A 16,892-nucleotide genomic window follows, 5' to 3' on the forward strand; every position below is an offset into this window, starting at 1 on the left:
CCCCGCAACCGGACCCACCCCGCCTTCGACAGATTCCCGCGATCTGTCCGAACCGCATGAACTGCTCTTGGTAGGTGTCGACCTTGGTCGACACAGCAGAGATCCACGCCATGCGTGGATGCTCTTCCGCATTTGCTTTGGTAGGTGCCGACCGTTGGTCGGCACACCCTCACCCCTTGAACCGCAATCCCACGCCCGGCTCGGTGAACAGGTAGCGCGAATCCAGCGCTGAATCACCCAGCTTGTGCCGCAATTTGCCGACCAGGATGCGCAGGTAATGGGTGTCGTGCTGGTGGGTCGGCCCCCAGATCTCCTGCAGGATCTGCGGCTGGGTCACCACCCGGCCCGCGTTGCGCAGCAGCAGTGACAGCAGCGCGTATTCCTTGCGGGTCAACGCCACCGGTTCACCCTGCAGGGCGACTTCGCGGCGCACCAGGTCCACGCGCAGGTGGCCGTCGTCGAACACCGGCGGGGTGCCGTCGCTGGGCACGCTGCGCGTGCGCAGCAGCGCCCGTACCCGCGCCATCAGCTCTTGGGTACCGAAGGGTTTGGTCACGTAGTCGTTGGCGCCGTTGTCCAGCGCCCGCACCTTCTCGGTTTCGCCGGCGCGAACGGTCAGCATGATCACCGGCACCTGGCTCCATTGCCGCAGCTGCTCCAGCACCTCGTGGCCTTCCATGTCCGGCAGGCCGATGTCCAGGATCACCAGGTCCATGTCTTCGCTGGCGGCCATCTCCAGGCCTTCCTGGCCGGTCGCGGCCTGCCGTACCTGGTAGCCCTGCGCGCGCAGGCTGATGTCCAGGAACCGGCGGATCTGGGTTTCATCATCGATCACCAGCACGCGCGCGGCCGGCGCGCTGGCTTCAATCGGGGTCGGGCTCATCGTGGGAGGCTGGCTTGAGCAGGGGCAGGGTGATGCGGATCAGGGTACCGCGACCGTCGCGTCCGGGCAGCGCCTGCACGCTGCCGCCATGCGCACCGATCATGCCCTGGCAGATGGTCAGGCCCAGGCCGGTGCCGTGGCGGCCGCGGTCGCCGCGCTCGACGCTGTAGAACATGTCGAAGATGCGCGCGCGTTCGTCGTCGGGAATGCCGGGGCCGGCATCGATCACGTCGATGCGCAGCTGGCCGTCCAGTTCGCGCGCCTGCACCTGCACGGCGGCATCGGGGGGCGAGAACTTGGCCGCGTTCTCCATCACGTTGAACACCGCCTGCTCGACCAGCGCCGGGTGCACCCAGATCGGCGCCAGCGTGGCCGGGATGTCCAGTTCCAGCCGCACCTTCGGCTGGTAGCGCTGCAGGCGCCGCGCCGCCGAGCCGATCAGTTCGTCCACGCCGATCCAGTCGCGGTTGATTTTCAGCCCTTCGTGGCCTAGGCGGGTCATGTCCAGCAGGTTCTGGATGTAGCGATCCAGCCGTTCGCCTTCTATCAGTATGGTGTCCAGCAGAGCACGGCGATCGGCCGTATCCATCGCCGCGCCATAGCTGGCCAGGCTGTCGGCCGATCCGATCATCGCCGCCAGCGGCGAGCGCAGGTCGTGCGATACCGAAGAGAGCAGGGCCGAGCGCAGCCGCTCGGTTTCGTTGCTGACATGCGCCTGCTCCAGTTCGGCCACCAGGCGGGTGCGCAATGCGGCCTGCGCGATGTCATCCACCATCGCCTCGGCCAGCTGCCGTTGTTCGGGCAGCAGGCGCGCCTGCGCGCCGGGCAGGTACAGGCCAGCCACGCCGATGGCGCGGTCCTCGCCATCCAGCAGGGGCAGGAACCACCACTGCGCACCGGCCAGGGTGTCGGTGAAGCGGCCGCTGGGCTGGCCCTGGCGCAGGGCCCAGTCGGCGGCGGCCAGATCGGTATCGCCCGGCTGCGAACGGCCACCGGTTGCGGTATCGGCGCCGATCCGCAGCCACGCAGGTACGTCCATGGCCTGTTCCAGTGCGTGCCGACCCGCCTGTGCCACCTCGCCATTGCCGGCCGCACTGGCCAGCTGCCGCCCCAGCTGCTGACGCGCACGCGCATGCCGGTTGGCCGCACGCAGCGCGATGACCTGCATGCGCAGGCGCGAGGCCAGGCGCCCGGCCACCAGTGCCGCAGCCAGGAACAGGAACACGGTGATCACACCCTGGCGTGCACCGATGGCGAAGGTGAAGCGGGGCGCGATGAACAGGAAGTTGTAGGCGAGGAAGCACAGGATCGCCGCCATCACCGCCACGCTGGCGCGCGTGCGTGCGGCCACCAGCACCACCGCCACGATGAACACCATCGACAGGTCGGCCATGCCCACCCAGTGTTCGGCCAGCCACGCCACCGCACAGGCCAGTGCGGTGGCGACCAGTGCCTGCACCGGTTCATGGCTGATGCCGCGCATCGGCGGCAGCAGGCCCTCGCGGCGCGAGCGCGCACGTGCCTGCGGGGTGCTGATGATGGTGATCTCGTAGTGCGCGCCGCGCTGGATCAGCTGCTGGGTCAGGGTGCGGTTGAACATCCGCGCCAGCGGCCGTTCGCGGGTCCGGCCCAGCACCAGGGTCGATACGCCATTGTGCGCGGCATGGTCGAGCAGGGCATCGGCGATGCTCGATCCGTGCAGCAGTTCGGCGTCGCCGCCCAGGCGCCGTGCCAGCGCGAAGGCAGCATCGATCTCGCGCCGGGTCGCCTCGTCCTGGCGTCGCCCTTGCACGGTCACCACCGTCCACGGTGCGTCGCGCCGCTCGGCGATGCGCCTCGCCACGCGCACCAGGTATTCACTCTGGCCGCCGCCATCAATGGCCACCAGCACGCCGCGACGCAGCGGCAGGTTGCTCTCGCCGCGTGCGGCGCGTGCTTCGCGCAGGCTGCTGTCGACGCGGTCGGCAGCTTCCTGCATGGCCAGTTCGCGCAGCGCGGTCAGGTTGGCCGGCGAGAAGAATGCCTGCAGTGCCTGCGCGGCCTGTTCGGGCACATAGACCTTGCCCTGCTGCAGGCGAGCGATCAGTTCGCGCGGCGGCAGATCGACCAGCACGATGTCGTGCAGCCGGTCGAGCACGCCATCCGGCACGGTCTCGCTGACGCGCACGCCGGTGATCCGCATTACCACATCGTTGAGGCTTTCCAGATGCTGGATGTTGACCGTGGTCCAGACGTCGATGCCGGCGTCCAGCAGCTCCATCACATCCTGCCAGCGCCGCTCATGGCGGCTGCCCGGTGCATTGCGGTGGGCCAGTTCATCCACCAGCACCAGCGCTGGATGCCGTGCCAGCACGGCATCCAGGTCCATCTCCTGCAGGGTGTGGCCGTGGTAGGCCACTTCCTTCAGCGGCAGCTGCGGCAGGCCCTCCAGCAGGGCCTGGGTGTCGGCGCGGCCATGGGTTTCCACCAGCCCCACCACCAGGTCCACGCCGCGGCGCAGCTGTTCCTGCGCGCGGGTCAGCATGGCATAGGTCTTGCCCACGCCCGGCGCCGCGCCGAGGAACACGGTCAGCTTGCCGCCGGCTTCGCGTTGCAGGCCTTCAACCAGGGCATCGGCCTGGCGGGTACGTGCATCAGTCATGGGGGCCGCTGTCATGGCCACCATTGTGCGCGCAGCAGGTGCAGCCCAGCATCACGGCGTCTTGGCCGCATGGTCCAGCGCGAAGTTCAGCGTCACCACGTTCACCCGTGGCTGCCCGAACAGGCCCCACTGGCGCCCTTCGGTATGCGCCTGCACCAGTGCCTGCACGCGCTCCACCGGCAGGCCACGGGCACGCGCCACGCGCGCCACCTGCAGCTGCGCGGCGGCCGGCGACAGCTGCGGATCCAGTCCGCCGGCGGACTGGGTGACCAGGTCCGCTGGCACCTGCGCCGGGGCGACACCTTCGCGCGCGGCAACCGCAGCCGTGCTGGCGGCAACACGTTCGGCCAACGCCGGGTTGCTGCGCGCCAGGTTGGAACCGGCCGCGGCCATCGGATCGTAGTTGGCCGCTGACGGACGCGCCTGGAAGTAGCCGTCACCGGTGAACGGCTGCGACAGCCATGCCGAGCCGCGCACCTGGCCGCTGCCATCGCGCAGCAGGCTGCCTTCGGCCTGGGTCGGGTAGGCCAGCCCGGCAAAGCCGGTGGCGATGCCGGCGTAGACCGCGCCGGCCAGCAGCAGGGTGGCCAGACCCAGGCCGATCGCCGGGCGCCAGCAGGCGCCATCCTGCAGGCTGGCCACGCGGGCCTCGGCTTTCGCTTCGCGGGGCAGGGAGGTGGAGGTGGAAACAGAACGGTTCATGCGCCGAATACCAAGACAAGAAGGAGGTCGATCAGCTTGATTGCGGCGAACGGCAGCAGCACGCCGCCGAGGCCGTACACCAGCATGTTCCGGCGCAGCAGCGCCGTTGCGGTGGCCGGGCGGAAGCGCACGCCACGCAGGGCGAGCGGGATCAGCGCGGGAATCACCAGGGCGTTGAAGATCAGCGCCGCCAGCACCGCGTTGCGCGGGCTCGACAGCTGCATCACGTTCAGTGCGGCCATGGTCGGAACGGCCGCGGCGAACAGCGCCGGCAGGATCGCGAAGTACTTGGACACGTCGTTGGCCAGCGAGAAGGTGGTCAGCGCGCCGCGGGTGATCAGCTGCTGCTTGCCCACTTCCACGACCGCCAGCAGCTTGGCCGGGTCTGAATCGAGGTCGACCATGTTGCCGGCCTCCTTCGCCGCCTGCGTGCCGGAGTTCATCGCCAGGCCGATGTCGGCCTGGGCCAGCGCGGGAGCATCGTTGGTGCCATCGCCCACCATCGCCACCAGGCGGCCACCGGCCTGTTCCTGGCGGATGCGTGCCAGCTTGTCTTCCGGACGGGCCTCGGCGATGTAGTCGTCGACGCCGGCCTCGGCAGCGATCGCGGCGGCGGTCATCGGGTTGTCGCCGGTGATCATCACCGTGCGGATGCCCATCGCTCGCAGCTGCGCGAACTTCTCGCGCATGCCGTGCTTGACCACGTCCGACAGCTCGATCACGCCCAGCACGTGGCGACCCTCGGCCACCACCAGCGGGGTGGCGCCATTGCGCGCGACCTGCTCGACGCGCCCGGCCAGTTCAGCCGGCACGTTGCCGCCCAGCGCCTGCACGTGGGCACGGATCGCATCGGCGGCGCCCTTGCGGATCTGCCGCCCATGTTCCAGATCCACGCCGGACATGCGGGTCTGGGCACTGAAGGCCAGGTAGTCGGCATGGTCCGGCTCGGCGGTGGCGCAGCCCTGTTCGCGCGCCAGGCGCACGATCGACTTGCCTTCCGGGGTCGGGTCGGCCAGCGAGGACAGCAGTGCCGCCTCGCGCAGCTGGCTGGCATCGATGCCGGCCAGCGGATGGAAGTGGCTGGCCTGGCGGTCGCCGTAGGTGATGGTGCCGGTCTTGTCCAGCAGCAGCACGTCGACGTCGCCGGCCACTTCCACCGCCTTGCCCGACTTGGCCAGTACGTTCGCGGCCAGCGCACGGTTCATGCCGGCGATGCCGATGGCCGGCAGCAGGCCGCCAATGGTGGTCGGGATCAGGCACACCAGCAGCGCGATCAGCAGCAGCGGATCGACCTTGACGCCGACGGCTGCACCAATGGCCGGCAACGTGGCCACCACCACCAGGAAGGTCAGCGTCATCGCCGCCAGCAGCAGGGTCAGCGCGATCTCGTTCGGCGTCTTCTGCCGGTTGGCACCCTCCACCAGGGCAATCATCCGGTCCAGGAAGCTGTGGCCCGGCTCGGCGGTCACCCGCACGATGATCTGGTCGGACAGCACCTTGGTGCCGCCGATCACGCCGGAACGGTCGGTACCGGCCTCGCGCAGCACCGGCGCGGACTCGCCGGTCACCGCCGCCTCGTTGATGGTGGCCAGGCCCTGCACGATCTCGCCATCGGCCGGCACCAGCTCACCGGCACTGACGATCACATGGTCGCCCGGGCGCAGCTCGGCGGCAGGTACCTGGGTTTCCGCAGCCCCCGGCTGCGGTGCGGCCAGGCGGCGCGCCACCAGGTCCTGGCGCGCGCGGCGCAGCGATGCGGCCTGGCCACGGCCACGTGCTTCGGCCACCGCTTCGGCGAAGTTGCCGAACAGCACGGTCACCAGCAGGATCGCGGTCACTGCCAGGCCAAAGCCCAGCGGCGCATTGCCGGTCAGGGTGACGATCGCGGCAACGATCGTACCGGCCATCACCACCGCCATTACCGGGCTGCGCACCAGGTGCATCGGCGACAGCTTGCGCACCGCCTCGATCAACGCACGGCGCAGGCCGGCGCCATCAAGCAGCGCAGGGCGCGGGGCAAGGGAACTACGGGTGGAACTTGCGTGGGTACTCATCGGGGTGTCCTCAGTGCAGTCCCAGGCTGAGGTGGTCGGCGATCGGGCCGAGTACCAGCGCCGGCATGAACTGCAGCACGGTCAGGATGACGATCACCGAGACCAGGGTCAGGGCGAAGGTCGGGGTTTCAATCTGCAGGCTGCCGGCAGACTCCGGCGCCTGGCGCTTGGCGGCCAGCTGTGCGGCCACCACCAGCGGGATGATCAGCAGCGGGAAGCGGCCCAGCAGCAGCACCAGCGAGCAGCTCAGGTTCCACCACAGCGTGGCGTCGCCCAGCCCCTCGAAGCCCGAGCCGTTGTTGGCGTAGGCCGAGACGTACTCGTAGAACACCTGGCTGATGCCATGGAAGCCAGGGTTGGAGGTACCGGCCAGCCCGGGCACGGCCAGGGTGATCGCGGTGAACACCAGCAGGGTGATCGGCTGCAGCAACACCAGCAGGGCCAGCAGGCGTACCTGTGGCGTTTCCAGCTTGCGGCCGAACAGTTCCGGCGTACGCCCGGTCATCAACCCGGCCAGGAACACGCCCAGCAGCAGGTACACGATGAACTGCTGCAGGCCACAGCCGATGCCACCCCAGATCGCGCTGACCAGCATGTTGACCATCGCGATGCCGCCACTCAGCGGCGCCAGCGAGTCATGCATGCCGTTGACCGAGCCGTTGGAAACCTGGGTGGTCACCGCGGCCCACAGCGCCGTGCCGTCGGCGCCGAAGCGCACCTCTTTGCCTTCCATCAGCAGCGGCGTGGCGGCGCTGGCACTGTGCCCTTCACTCCACATCATCGCGCCGGTGGACAGCAGCGACATGCCCAGCATGCAGCTGAACACCAGGGCGCCGAACCGGCGCCGGCCAGTGAACGCACCGATCATGAAGATCACCGCCATCGGCACCAGCAGGATGCCGACGATCTCCAGCGCGTTCGACAGCGGGGTGGGGTTCTCCAGCGGGAAGCTGCTGTTCGGGCCGTACCAGCCGCCACCGTTGGCGCCAAGCTGCTTTGCCGCGACCATCGCTGCCACCGGGCCCAGCGGCAGTTTCTGCTGGGCCATGCCGGCGCTGGCATCGATCGGCGTGGCCTGCGGGCCACCGGCCATCGTCGACGGCACGCCCTGGCTGGTCAGCAGCAGGGTCCACACCAGGCACAGCGGCAACAGGAAGCGCACGCACAGGCGCACCACGTCCACGTAGTAGTTGCCCACCGCCACCTGGCGGTCATCGCCGCTACCGGTGGCGGCCGCAGCCTGCGGCGCACGCGAGAACAGCGCGCGCAGTGTCGCTACCGCCAGCGCCAGGCCCATCATCGGCGTCACCACCTGCAGGCCGGTGATGCCGGTCATCTGCGAGAGGTAGGACAGCTGCGCCTGGCCCGAATAGTGCTGCTGGTTGGTGTTGGTGAGGAACGAGATCATCGTGTGCAGCGCGGTGTCCCAGCGCATGTTCGGGATCTGGTCCGGATTCAGCGGCAGCCAGGCCTGGGTCATGAACACCGCCTGGGTCAGTACCGCGACCACCACGTTGCTCAGCACGAAGGCCAGCACGTAGCCGCGCCAGGACATCGAGCGCGATGGATCGACGCCGAACACCCTGTACAGCGGCTTCTCGATCCAGTGGAACAGCACGTCCACCTTCATCGGCGTGCCACGCATCACGCGGGCCAGGTACAGGCCCAGCGGCCACGCCAGCAGCAGGCTGGCGGCAATAATCACAAGCATCTCAGTCATGGCCGGCTCCGCTCAGAACGACTCGGGCCGCAGCACGACATAAAGAAGATAGGCGGCGGCGACCAGCACCAGCACGCCACACAACAACGACAGCCAGGGGGACATTGCAGTAGCGTCCTGGTGGAACCCCTCCACCTCAGGCCGCCATCGTCGTCCTGCCGCCCATAAACGCACTACGCGCCGGACCGGGCCGATGCGTAAAGAGTGCATAAATTTCGTGGGCCAAGCCGTAACCAGGCGCCGACTACTGTAGAGCCGAGCCCATGCTCGGCTGCTCTTTCCCAAGGTCACGCGGAGCCGAGCATGGGCTCGGCTCTACAAGCGAATCACGGGGCCTGGCTCGCCGGCGCCACGCCCTTCAGCTCGCGATAGCGCTGCAGGGTGCTTTCAATTTCGGCCTTCAACGCCTGCTGCTGCTGCAGGAACCCGGCCTGCAGGCGTTGCTGCGCCTGCAGCTGCACATGCCGCTGGCGGATCGCCTCGGCCTGCTTGTCGGCCACCTTGCCACCGGCCAGTTCGCGGTCACCGGCGGCCGACAGCAGCGCCACCAGCGATTCGCGCAGGCTGGTGACGTTGTACTCGGCTGTCTTCAGGTTGTTGTCCAGCACTTCCTGGCGTTCGGCGAACACCCGGCGCAGGTCGTCCTCGCTGCCATAGGTGGTCAGCATCGCCTGCTCGGTGCGCTGGCGGGTCTGCGCAGCCATCAGGTCCAGCTGCTGCTGCGCGGCCACCGTGCTGGCGGCGGCACGCTCTTCGTCGGTCAACGCGCGCTGGACCTGCGCATTGCGCAGGCCGCTCTTCGCGTTGAACTCTTCGCGGGCGTGATTGACCGCATCGGCCGGCAGCGAATCACTGCAGATCCGCTCCTTGCCCTCGTTCCAGCAGTACAGCTTCTTCTCCACCTTGTCGCCACCCCGCGACTGCGCCGGCAGCGTGAACGGCATGGCCAGCAGCAGGCCGGCAAGGAGAACAGCAGGAACTCGGGACATGACCTTTCCCCTGGTCGGTCAGCGGATCGAACGAACGCCGTACTGGGCCCGGTAGGCTTCCAGCGGCTGACGGTAACCCACAAGTTCCGGGTTGCCGGAGGCGAAATCAAGCAGATCGGCCAGCGATGCCACGGCAATCACCGGAATGCCGGCCTCTTCGGCCACCGACTGCGCCGCCGAACGGCGATCGGTTTCCGAAGCGATCTCCTGGCGGTCAAGCGCCACCACGATGCCGGCCGGGGTGCCACCGGCGGCGCGGATGATGCCCAGCGCTTCGCGGATCGCGGTACCGGCGGTGATCACGTCATCGACGATCAGCACGCGCTTGCCATTCATGTCCGCGCCGATCAGCTGGCCGCCTTCGCCATGGTCCTTGGCTTCCTTGCGGTTGAACGACAGCGGCAGGTCACGGCCACGCTGGGCCAGCTCGCAGGCCATCGCGGTGGCCAGCGGAATGCCCTTGTAGGCCGGGCCGAACACCACGTCGTACTTGATCCCGCTGGCATCGATGGCATCGGCGTAGCAGGCGCCGAGCTGCGACAGCAGCGAGCCGGAGTCGAAACGACCGGCATTGAAGAAATAGGGGCTCAGCCGGCCGGACTTGAGGGTGAACTGGCCGAAGCGCAGGGCATCGGCGGTCAGGGCCAGCTGCAGGAAACGGTGGCGGTGGTCGCTCATCAAAACTCGATTCATCTTCATTTGGAGCACAAATCCTAATCCAGCTGGGCGTTTCGCGCTCGTCCGGACCCGTGTGAAGGGCGTCGCGGCCTGGCCGGGCAGACTGCGCAGCCCCGTGGGCAACCGGTATGCTTGCCCGGTTTCCTGTCGTAGGTCCCTCGCATGCGCATCATCAGTTTCAACGCCAATGGCATCCGTTCCGCCGCGACCAAGGGCTTCCTCGACTGGTTCCGTGCCCAGGACGCCGACGTCCTGTGCATCCAGGAGACCAAGGCCCAGGAAGACCAGCTGACCGACCCGATGTTCCGTCCGGACGGGCACCACTGCTTCTATCGCGACGCCATCACCAAGAAGGGCTACAGCGGCGTGGCGATCTACAGCAAGCGCGAACCGGACCAGGTCATCACCTCGCTGGGCTGGGCCCCGTTCGACGACGAAGGCCGCTATATCGAGGCACGCTACGGCAACCTCAGCGTGGTCTCCTTCTACATCCCGTCCGGCAGCTCGGGCGACCTGCGCCAGGGCTTCAAGTTCGAAGTGATGGAATGGCTGCGGCCGATCCTGGAGGAGTGGGCGCGCAGCGGCCGCGACTACGTGCTGTGCGGCGACTGGAACATCGTGCGTTCGGCGCTGGACATCAAGAACTGGAAGTCCAACCAGAAGAATTCCGGCTGCCTGCCGGAGGAGCGCGACTGGCTCAACGCCCTGTGCGCCGACCATGGCCAGGCCACCGATGTCGCCGCCGGCCGTGGCTGGGCCGATGCCTACCGCCTGCTCAACCCCACCGGCGAGGATTACACCTGGTGGAGCAACCGCGGCGCCGCCCGTGCCAACAATGTCGGTTGGCGTATCGACTACCAGTTCATCACCCCGGGCCTGCGCGACAAACTGCGTAGCTGTTCGATCTACCGCGACGAGCGCTTCTCCGACCACGCCCCGTTCACCGTGGACTACGACCTGTGACCGAGGCCGCCAAGCCGCGCCGACCGTGGCAGCAGGTGTTGTCCAACCTGAGCCAGCGCAAGGTGCTGGCGATGCTGCTGCTCGGTTTCAGTTCGGGCCTGCCCATCTATCTGGTGGGCAACACGCTCGGCTTCTGGATGCGCAAGGAAGGCATCGAGCTGAGCACGATCGGTTTCCTGTCATGGGTCGGGTTGGCCTACACCATGAAGTTCCTGTGGGCGCCGATCGTCGACAAGACCGACGTGCCTCTGTTCGGTCGTTTCGGCCGCCGCCGCGGCTGGATGCTGCTGTCGCAGCTGGTCGTGGTGGTGGGGCTGGTCGGCATGGCACTGGTCCAGCCCAAGGGCGGCCAGATCCAGTTCCTGGGTGTCGACTGGCAGCACATCGTCGTATTCGGCGTGATGGCCGTGATCGTGGCGTTTGCTTCGGCCACCCAGGACATCGTCATCGATGCCTGGCGCATCGAAAGCGCTGACAACAGCGAGCAGCTCGGCCTGCTGACCTCATCCTCGGCGCTGGGCTACCGCACTGCCTTGCTGGTCACCGATGCGCTGATCCTGATCATAGCGGCCCGTGTCGGCTGGCAGGTCTCCTACGAGATCATGGCCGTGCTGATGGCGCTTGGCGTGGTGGCCGTGCTCATGGCCCGCGAGCCCGCGCGGGAAGTGGCTGCCGTGCAGGCACAGGCGACCTCGCTGTGGACGCCACGCGGTCTGTTCGACGCCGTGGCCGGGCCGTTCATCGCCTTCGTCCGCGAACACCGCAGCGGCGCGATCCTGATCCTGGTGGCCATCAGCATCTATCGCATGGCCGACTTCGTCATGGGGCCGATGGCCAACCCCTTCTATGTCGATCTCGGCCTGGACGAGGACACCGTGGGCGCCGTGCGTGGCTCGGTGGGCCTGGTCGCGACCTTCGTCGGCATTGCTGCGGCGGGCCTGGTTTCGGTGCGCTGGGGCGTGCTGGCGGCGCTGATGGTGGGCGCCGTGCTGGGGCCGGCCTCCAACCTGGCGTTTGCCTGGCTGGCCTATTCCGGCCCGGACACAACCCATTTCGCCGTGGCCATGGCCATCGACAACTTCGCCAGCGGTTTCGCCGGTACGGCGCTGATCGCCTATATGTCCAGCCTGACCAGCATCGGATACACGGCAACCCAGTACGCGCTGCTGAGCTCGTTCTACGCGATGCCCGGCAAGGCGCTCAAGGGGCTCTCGGGGTGGTCGGTACAGGCGCTCGCACAAGGTCGAACGCTGCTGGAAGGCTACGCGCTGTTCTTCGTCGGTACCGCGCTGGTGGCGATCCCGGTGGTGATCCTGTGCGCCCTGCTGATCCTGCAGCAGCGTCGTCGCCAGGCCGCCAGCTCGACCTGATTGCCTGCCCGTCCGGTCTGCGGGATCATCGCCCCGACGCGCCGAGGGGGCGGTGCCTTGCGAACGGGGAAGCGAGCATGGCCGACGTTGTGCTGCGGGACCTGGACCCGCTGCTGCTGGAACGCATCAAACGCGTCGCGGTCGCCCGCGGCTGGACCCACGAACAGACCTGCGCCGCTTTGCTGGAGCAGGGCCTGTTCAGCAGTGAACTGGAGGTCCGCTCCGGCTTCGGCGATCCCGAAGTGGACGCACTCTCCGACGCCATCGCCGCCCTGCAGGCCCTGCCGGCAGGGCAGGGCTTCGATTAGCGGCCGCGCCGCAATGCTGTAGAGCCGAGCCCACGCGCGGCTGCCCGGTAGATCCACGCCATGCGTGGATGGCGCCACCTCACGCCAGGTGGATCGCCCCCAGGATCCGCGGCCCCTTGGCCCCGGTCACGCTCGGCAGGTTGCCGGCCAGTCCCTCCATGGTCCGCTGCGCCAGCCACGCAAAACCCATCGCCTCTACGTATTCCGGGTCCAGCCCGTGTACCGCGCTGGACTCCACCTGCACTCCCGGCAGCCGCGCCGCCAGGCGCGTCATCAGCTGCCGGTTGCGTACCCCGCCGCCACAGACCAGCAGGCGCCGGGTCTGCGGCTGCTGCGTCAGCAGCGCATCGGCCACGGTTGCCACGGTCAGCTCCAGCAGGGTGGCCTGCACATCGGCGGCGGCGTACTGGCCTTCCCCCATGTGCGCCTCGGCCCAGGCCAGGTGGAACTGCTCGCGCCCGGTGCTCTTCGGCGGCGGCAGCGCGAACCACGGGTCCGAACGCCAGCCGGCAAGCAGGCCCTCGTCCACCGCGCCGCTGGCGGCGTAGGCGCCGTCGGCATCAAAGGTGCGGCCGGTATGGCGCTGGCACCAGGCATCCATCAACGCGTTGGCCGGGCCGGTATCGAAGCCACGCACCGCACCTTCGCGCGGGATCAGGGTCAGGTTGGCGATGCCGCCCAGGTTGAGCACCGCGCGGTCCTCATCGGCGGTGCCCAGCATGCCCAGGTGAAAGGCCGGCATCAGCGGTGCGCCATGGCCACCGGCTGCCAGGTCGCGGCGGCGGAAGTCGGACACCGTGGTGATTCCGGTCAGCTCGGCGATGCGGTTGCCGTCGCCCAGCTGCACGGTGAACGCCGGATCGGCCAGCGGGCGGTGGCGCACGGTCTGGCCGTGCGAGCCGATCGCGCGCACCTGGCTGCGGTCCACGCCGGCTTCGGCCAGCAGCTGGTTGGCCGACTCGGCGAAGTTGATCGCGATGCGCGCATCCAGCTCGCCGAGTTCCTCCAGCGAGTCCAGCGGGCCGCCTTCACCCAGCGCCACCAGCCGCGCACGCAGCACCGGCTCCCAGCGGGCGGTCAACCCGTGCACGAAGCGGCAGCCCCCGTCGGCGGGAAACTGCACCAGCGCGGCATCGATGCCGTCGGCGCTGGTGCCCGACATCAGGCCAAGGTACAGGGGAGCGTCAGCGTCGGCAGGTGTGTTCATGGCAGGCATAAAAAAAGGACGCGGCAAGCTTGTGCTGCCGCGTCCTTCTTCGTCAACGAAGGGGCTCAGCCGCGCTTGCGGCCGGTTGCCTGCTTGTCCTTGGCGCTGGCAACCTCGGTGGCGGCCTCGTCGCGGCTGGTCGGTGCCGGGCTGGCATCGGCGTAGATCAGCTTCTCCATGCCCTGGATGCGGGCCATCGCCGGCGCGGTCTGCGCGCGGAAGGCGACCAGCTCGGCGCCCTTCAGCGGCTCCGGCGGCGGCATGGTCACGGTCAGCGGGTTGCGGTGCTCGCCGTTGACGCGGAATTCGTAGTGCAGGTGCGGGCCGGTGGCCAGGCCGGTCGAGCCGACGTAGCCGATCACCGTGCCCTGGGCCACGCGCTGGCCGGTCTTGATGTTCGCAAAGCGCGACATATGCCCGTACAGGGTGGTATGGCCGCGGCCGTGATCGAGGATCACCACGTTGCCATAGCCGCGCTGCACGCCGGCGAACTGCACGCGGGCGTCGCCGGCGGCCATGATCGGGGTGCCGGTGCGCGCGGCGTAGTCCACCCCCTTGTGCATGCGCATCTTGCCCAGCACCGGGTGCTTGCGCGCGCCGAAGGTCGAGCTCAGCCGCGCGAACGGAATCGGCATGCGGATGAAGCTCTTCTTCAACGAACGGCCGTTGATGTCGTAGTACTCGGCCTTGCCGTTGCGGTCGAAACGGAAGCCGGAATAGGTCTTGCCGCCGGTGGTGAAGGTCGCCGCCAGGATCTTGCTGGTGTCCACCTTCTCGCCTTCGCGCCAGGTTTCATCCATCACCACGCTGAAGCGGTCGCCCGGCTGCAGGTCCTTGGAGAAGTCGATGTCGTACTTGAAGATCTCGTCGGTCATCGTCGCGATCGCCGAGGGCGACAGCCCGGCCCGCCGGGCCGCGGCATACAGCGAACTGGTGATCTCGCCGCTGGTGACCACGGTGCGCGTGGAGGTCTCGCGTCGGGTCACCTTCTCCTTGATGTCATCGCCAACCAGGCTCAGTTCCACCCGGTTGTCGGCATCGCGGTCGAAACGGATGCTGCGCAGGTCGCCGGACAGCGGCATGTCGAAGGCTATCTCGGCACCGGGGCGCAGCTTGGTCAGCGCCTCGCGCGCCCCCGGGTGGTCCAGTACCCGGTGCAGGGTGGTGGCCGGAATGCCGGCCTTGTCGAACAGGTCGCTCAGGGTCTGGCCACGCTGCACGCGCAGCACCTGCCAGCTGTCGCCCGGCACCTGCTGCTGGCGGGCCATGGTCAGCGGCGGCAACGGCAGTGCCAGGCTGGTATGGCTGTCGGCAAAGGGGGCGTCGATGGTGTGCGAGAAGCCCGGCACGATCGTCGCCACCAGGGCGCCGATGGTGGCAAACAGGCTGGCATGCACCCAGTGGCGGCGGGTCCAGCGCTCATTGAAGGCCGCGGGAAGGTGTTGCCTGAGCTTCCGATGCAGGGCGTTGTCGTGCAGGACGTGGAGGCGTTCCTGGAAGCGCTGCTTGCGTGCGCGCCCTTGTTCGGAGTTGTGCATCGGCGGTTCTTTCCTTGCAGCCCGGGAGCGCGGGCCTGATCGCCGGTTACCATAGACACCTGATAAAAGCGCGTCAAACCCTTGTGCCCATTGGCTTTTGTGAAGCCAATCGGGTTAACTTTGCTTTAACACCCCACAGAAGAATCGGCGTTGCCGGGAGTAGTCACGTGTCCTCGATTGAAGAAGCCCTTGCCCTGATCGGCCGCGGTGCCGACGAGATCCTCAAGCTCGAGGATCTGCGTGCGCGCCTGCAGGAAGGCCGCCCGCTACGGATCAAGGCCGGCTTCGACCCCACCGCCCCCGACCTGCACCTGGGCCATACGGTGCTGCTGAACAAGATGCGCCAGTTCCAGGACCTCGGCCACCAGGTCATTTTCCTGATCGGCGACTTCACCGGCATGATCGGCGACCCTTCCGGCAAGAGCCTGACCCGCAAGCCGCTCAGCCGCGACGATGTGCTGGCCAACGCCCGCACCTACGAGGAGCAGGTCTTCAAGGTGCTGGACCGCAGCCGTACCGAAGTCCGCTTCAACTCGGAGTGGTTCGGCAAGATGGGCGCGGCCGACATGATCCGTCTGGCCGGCCAGCACACCGTGGCGCGCATGCTCGAGCGCGACGATTTCGCCAAGCGCTATGCCGCCCAGCAGTCCATCGCCATCCATGAGTTCCTGTACCCGCTGGTGCAGGGCTACGACTCGGTGGCCCTGGAGGCCGACGTCGAACTCGGCGGCACCGACCAGAAGTTCAACCTGCTGATGGGCCGTGGCCTGCAGGAACACCACGGCCAGAAGCCGCAGGTGGTGCTGACCATGCCGCTGCTGGAAGGCCTGGACGGCGTCAACAAGATGTCCAAGTCGCTGGGCAACTACATTGGCATCAGCGAGCCGGCCATCGACATCGTCACCAAGACAATGAAGGTGGACGACACCCTGATGTGGCGCTGGATCGAGCTGCTGTCCTTCGACATCGGCCAGGCCGAGGCCGTGCAGCTGCGCGAGCAGGTGGCCAATGGCGGCCTGAACCCGCGCGTGGTCAAGCTGCGCCTGGCGCGTGAACTGGCCACCCGCTTCCATGACGCCGCGGCGGCCGAACAGGCGATCGCCGGTTGGGAAGCGGCGGTGACCGGGCAGGGCGACATCACCCAGCTGCCGCTGCAGGAGGTGGCGATTCCGGCCGAGGGCCTGCGCATCGCCGCGTTGCTGACCGCGGCCGGCCTGACTCCGAGCAACTCCGAAGCGAACCGCAAGCTCAAGGAGCGTGCGGTGAAGGTGGATGGCGAAGTGGTCGAAGACGGCCAGCAGGTGCTGCAGCCGGGCTTCGAAGGCCTGCTGCAGGTAGGCAAGCGCACCTTCGCCCGCGTACGCCTGATCGCTGCCTGACATCAAGGAAGGGCCGGCGCCAGCCGGCCCTTCCTTATGCTCTTGTAGAGCCAAGCCCACGCTCGGCTGCTCTTCACGGGGTCCTACCGCAGCGCGGCGCATGAACAGATGCAACATCCGGTGAAAAAAATCGCCACACCCCCTTCACAAATGATGGGAATGGGGACATACTTCTCCTCCCCCGTCGCAGGGGTCGCCACCAAGGGGCTTCAGCGACGCCAGGGCGCCCACCACCGCCGAACGAGATGATCGAACGAAGGTGTTGACGGACTGAAAAAGTCTGGCATAATGGGCGGCTCGCTACGAAGGAAACTTCGCGGCACACGGGAACGGCGCTGAGGCCACTTCCCCGGATCTTTGAAAGTATGCGCAGGTATCTTGTGAAGGCGCCTGCAGGAAGGGTGATTGTCCATCTTGCAGACGTTTGATCAAGCAACTATTAATTGTTTTAAAGCAAGCG

The 16,892-nt window shown here is 67.8% G+C and carries 14 protein-coding genes; 4 read left to right on the forward strand and 10 right to left on the reverse strand.

The window, feature by feature from the left end:
- Positions 1–169: 169 nt before the first annotated feature.
- From AC5P9W_RS10920 to pyrE, 8 genes are all read right to left on the reverse strand, one after another.
- Positions 170–883 carry a response regulator transcription factor gene (locus AC5P9W_RS10920; protein ID WP_111101783.1) on the reverse strand — a complete coding sequence of 238 codons (714 nt, stop codon included), beginning with the start codon at positions 881–883 and terminating at the stop codon, positions 170–172.
- On the reverse strand, positions 864–3,524 hold the full coding sequence (locus AC5P9W_RS10925) for an ATP-binding protein (protein ID WP_495219193.1): 2,661 nt from the start codon (positions 3,522–3,524) through the stop codon (positions 864–866). The genes AC5P9W_RS10920 and AC5P9W_RS10925 overlap by 20 nt, the downstream gene beginning before the upstream one ends.
- A gap of 51 nt (positions 3,525–3,575) precedes the next feature.
- Positions 3,576–4,226 (reverse strand): potassium-transporting ATPase subunit KdpC, encoded by a 651-nt coding sequence (gene kdpC, locus AC5P9W_RS10930; RefSeq protein ID WP_206621614.1) that lies wholly within the window; start codon positions 4,224–4,226, stop codon positions 3,576–3,578.
- Positions 4,223–6,280 (reverse strand): potassium-transporting ATPase subunit KdpB, encoded by a 2,058-nt coding sequence (kdpB, locus tag AC5P9W_RS10935; RefSeq protein ID WP_111101786.1) that lies wholly within the window; start codon positions 6,278–6,280, stop codon positions 4,223–4,225. The genes kdpC and kdpB overlap by 4 nt, the downstream gene beginning before the upstream one ends.
- A gap of 10 nt (positions 6,281–6,290) precedes the next feature.
- Positions 6,291–8,000 (reverse strand): potassium-transporting ATPase subunit KdpA, encoded by a 1,710-nt coding sequence (gene kdpA, locus AC5P9W_RS10940; protein ID WP_111101787.1) that lies wholly within the window; start codon positions 7,998–8,000, stop codon positions 6,291–6,293.
- Positions 8,001–8,012: 12 nt separating this feature from the next.
- Complete coding sequence (locus AC5P9W_RS10945) at positions 8,013–8,105, reverse strand: potassium-transporting ATPase subunit F (RefSeq protein ID WP_005407770.1); 93 nt, start codon at positions 8,103–8,105, stop codon at positions 8,013–8,015.
- Positions 8,106–8,326: 221 nt separating this feature from the next.
- Positions 8,327–8,989 carry a hypothetical protein gene (locus AC5P9W_RS10950; protein ID WP_134735224.1) on the reverse strand — a complete coding sequence of 221 codons (663 nt, stop codon included), beginning with the start codon at positions 8,987–8,989 and terminating at the stop codon, positions 8,327–8,329.
- Between the two features lie 18 nt (positions 8,990–9,007).
- Positions 9,008–9,667: an orotate phosphoribosyltransferase gene (pyrE, locus tag AC5P9W_RS10955; protein WP_005420471.1), complete on the reverse strand. Its 660-nt coding sequence runs from the start codon at positions 9,665–9,667 to the stop codon at positions 9,008–9,010.
- A 162-nt stretch (positions 9,668–9,829) separates the two neighbouring features.
- Between pyrE and AC5P9W_RS10960 the strand changes: the two genes are divergently transcribed.
- The 3 genes from AC5P9W_RS10960 (at position 9,830) to AC5P9W_RS10970 (ending at position 12,308) form a co-directional block, all read left to right on the forward strand.
- Complete coding sequence (locus AC5P9W_RS10960) at positions 9,830–10,630, forward strand: exodeoxyribonuclease III (RefSeq protein ID WP_005420469.1); 801 nt, start codon at positions 9,830–9,832, stop codon at positions 10,628–10,630.
- Complete coding sequence (locus AC5P9W_RS10965; RefSeq protein ID WP_019661780.1) at positions 10,627–12,000, forward strand: AmpG family muropeptide MFS transporter; 1,374 nt, start codon at positions 10,627–10,629, stop codon at positions 11,998–12,000. The genes AC5P9W_RS10960 and AC5P9W_RS10965 overlap by 4 nt, the downstream gene beginning before the upstream one ends.
- 77 nt (positions 12,001–12,077) lie before the next feature.
- Positions 12,078–12,308 carry a hypothetical protein gene (locus AC5P9W_RS10970; RefSeq protein ID WP_005407775.1) on the forward strand — a complete coding sequence of 77 codons (231 nt, stop codon included), beginning with the start codon at positions 12,078–12,080 and terminating at the stop codon, positions 12,306–12,308.
- 79 nt (positions 12,309–12,387) lie between these two features.
- On the opposite strand, the gene AC5P9W_RS10975 is transcribed toward AC5P9W_RS10970, so the two are convergent.
- Positions 12,388–13,515 carry an anhydro-N-acetylmuramic acid kinase gene (locus AC5P9W_RS10975; protein ID WP_111101789.1) on the reverse strand — a complete coding sequence of 376 codons (1,128 nt, stop codon included), beginning with the start codon at positions 13,513–13,515 and terminating at the stop codon, positions 12,388–12,390.
- A 65-nt stretch (positions 13,516–13,580) separates the two neighbouring features.
- Positions 13,581–15,053 (reverse strand): M23 family metallopeptidase, encoded by a 1,473-nt coding sequence (locus AC5P9W_RS10980; RefSeq protein ID WP_021203123.1) that lies wholly within the window; start codon positions 15,051–15,053, stop codon positions 13,581–13,583.
- Positions 15,054–15,220: 167 nt separating this feature from the next.
- Here AC5P9W_RS10980 and tyrS point away from each other — a divergent pair, with 167 nt between their 5' ends.
- On the forward strand, positions 15,221–16,432 hold the full coding sequence (tyrS, locus tag AC5P9W_RS10985; protein WP_111097656.1) for a tyrosine--tRNA ligase: 1,212 nt from the start codon (positions 15,221–15,223) through the stop codon (positions 16,430–16,432).
- The last annotated feature ends 460 nt before the right edge of the window (positions 16,433–16,892 follow it).

It is taken from the genome of Stenotrophomonas sp. YJH_SMC_33 (assembly GCF_059372295.1).

What these genes read in the sequence shown, in the direction of transcription:
- kdpA (WP_111101787.1), bottom strand. Translation starts at nt 8,000, where the DNA reads ATGACTGAGATGCTTGTGATTATTGCCGCCAGCCTGCTGCTGGCGTGG.
- AC5P9W_RS10970 (WP_005407775.1), top strand. Translation starts at nt 12,078, where the DNA reads ATGGCCGACGTTGTGCTGCGGGACCTGGACCCGCTGCTGCTGGAACGC.
- AC5P9W_RS10920 (WP_111101783.1), bottom strand. Translation starts at nt 883, where the DNA reads ATGAGCCCGACCCCGATTGAAGCCAGCGCGCCGGCCGCGCGCGTGCTG.
- kdpC (WP_206621614.1), bottom strand. Translation starts at nt 4,226, where the DNA reads ATGAACCGTTCTGTTTCCACCTCCACCTCCCTGCCCCGCGAAGCGAAA.
- pyrE (WP_005420471.1), bottom strand. Translation starts at nt 9,667, where the DNA reads ATGAGCGACCACCGCCACCGTTTCCTGCAGCTGGCCCTGACCGCCGAT.
- AC5P9W_RS10945 (WP_005407770.1), bottom strand. Translation starts at nt 8,105, where the DNA reads ATGTCCCCCTGGCTGTCGTTGTTGTGTGGCGTGCTGGTGCTGGTCGCC.
- AC5P9W_RS10950 (WP_134735224.1), bottom strand. Translation starts at nt 8,989, where the DNA reads ATGTCCCGAGTTCCTGCTGTTCTCCTTGCCGGCCTGCTGCTGGCCATG.
- AC5P9W_RS10925 (WP_495219193.1), bottom strand. Translation starts at nt 3,524, where the DNA reads ATGACTGATGCACGTACCCGCCAGGCCGATGCCCTGGTTGAAGGCCTG.
- AC5P9W_RS10960 (WP_005420469.1), top strand. Translation starts at nt 9,830, where the DNA reads ATGCGCATCATCAGTTTCAACGCCAATGGCATCCGTTCCGCCGCGACC.
- kdpB (WP_111101786.1), bottom strand. Translation starts at nt 6,280, where the DNA reads ATGAGTACCCACGCAAGTTCCACCCGTAGTTCCCTTGCCCCGCGCCCT.
- AC5P9W_RS10975 (WP_111101789.1), bottom strand. Translation starts at nt 13,515, where the DNA reads ATGAACACACCTGCCGACGCTGACGCTCCCCTGTACCTTGGCCTGATG.
- AC5P9W_RS10980 (WP_021203123.1), bottom strand. Translation starts at nt 15,053, where the DNA reads ATGCACAACTCCGAACAAGGGCGCGCACGCAAGCAGCGCTTCCAGGAA.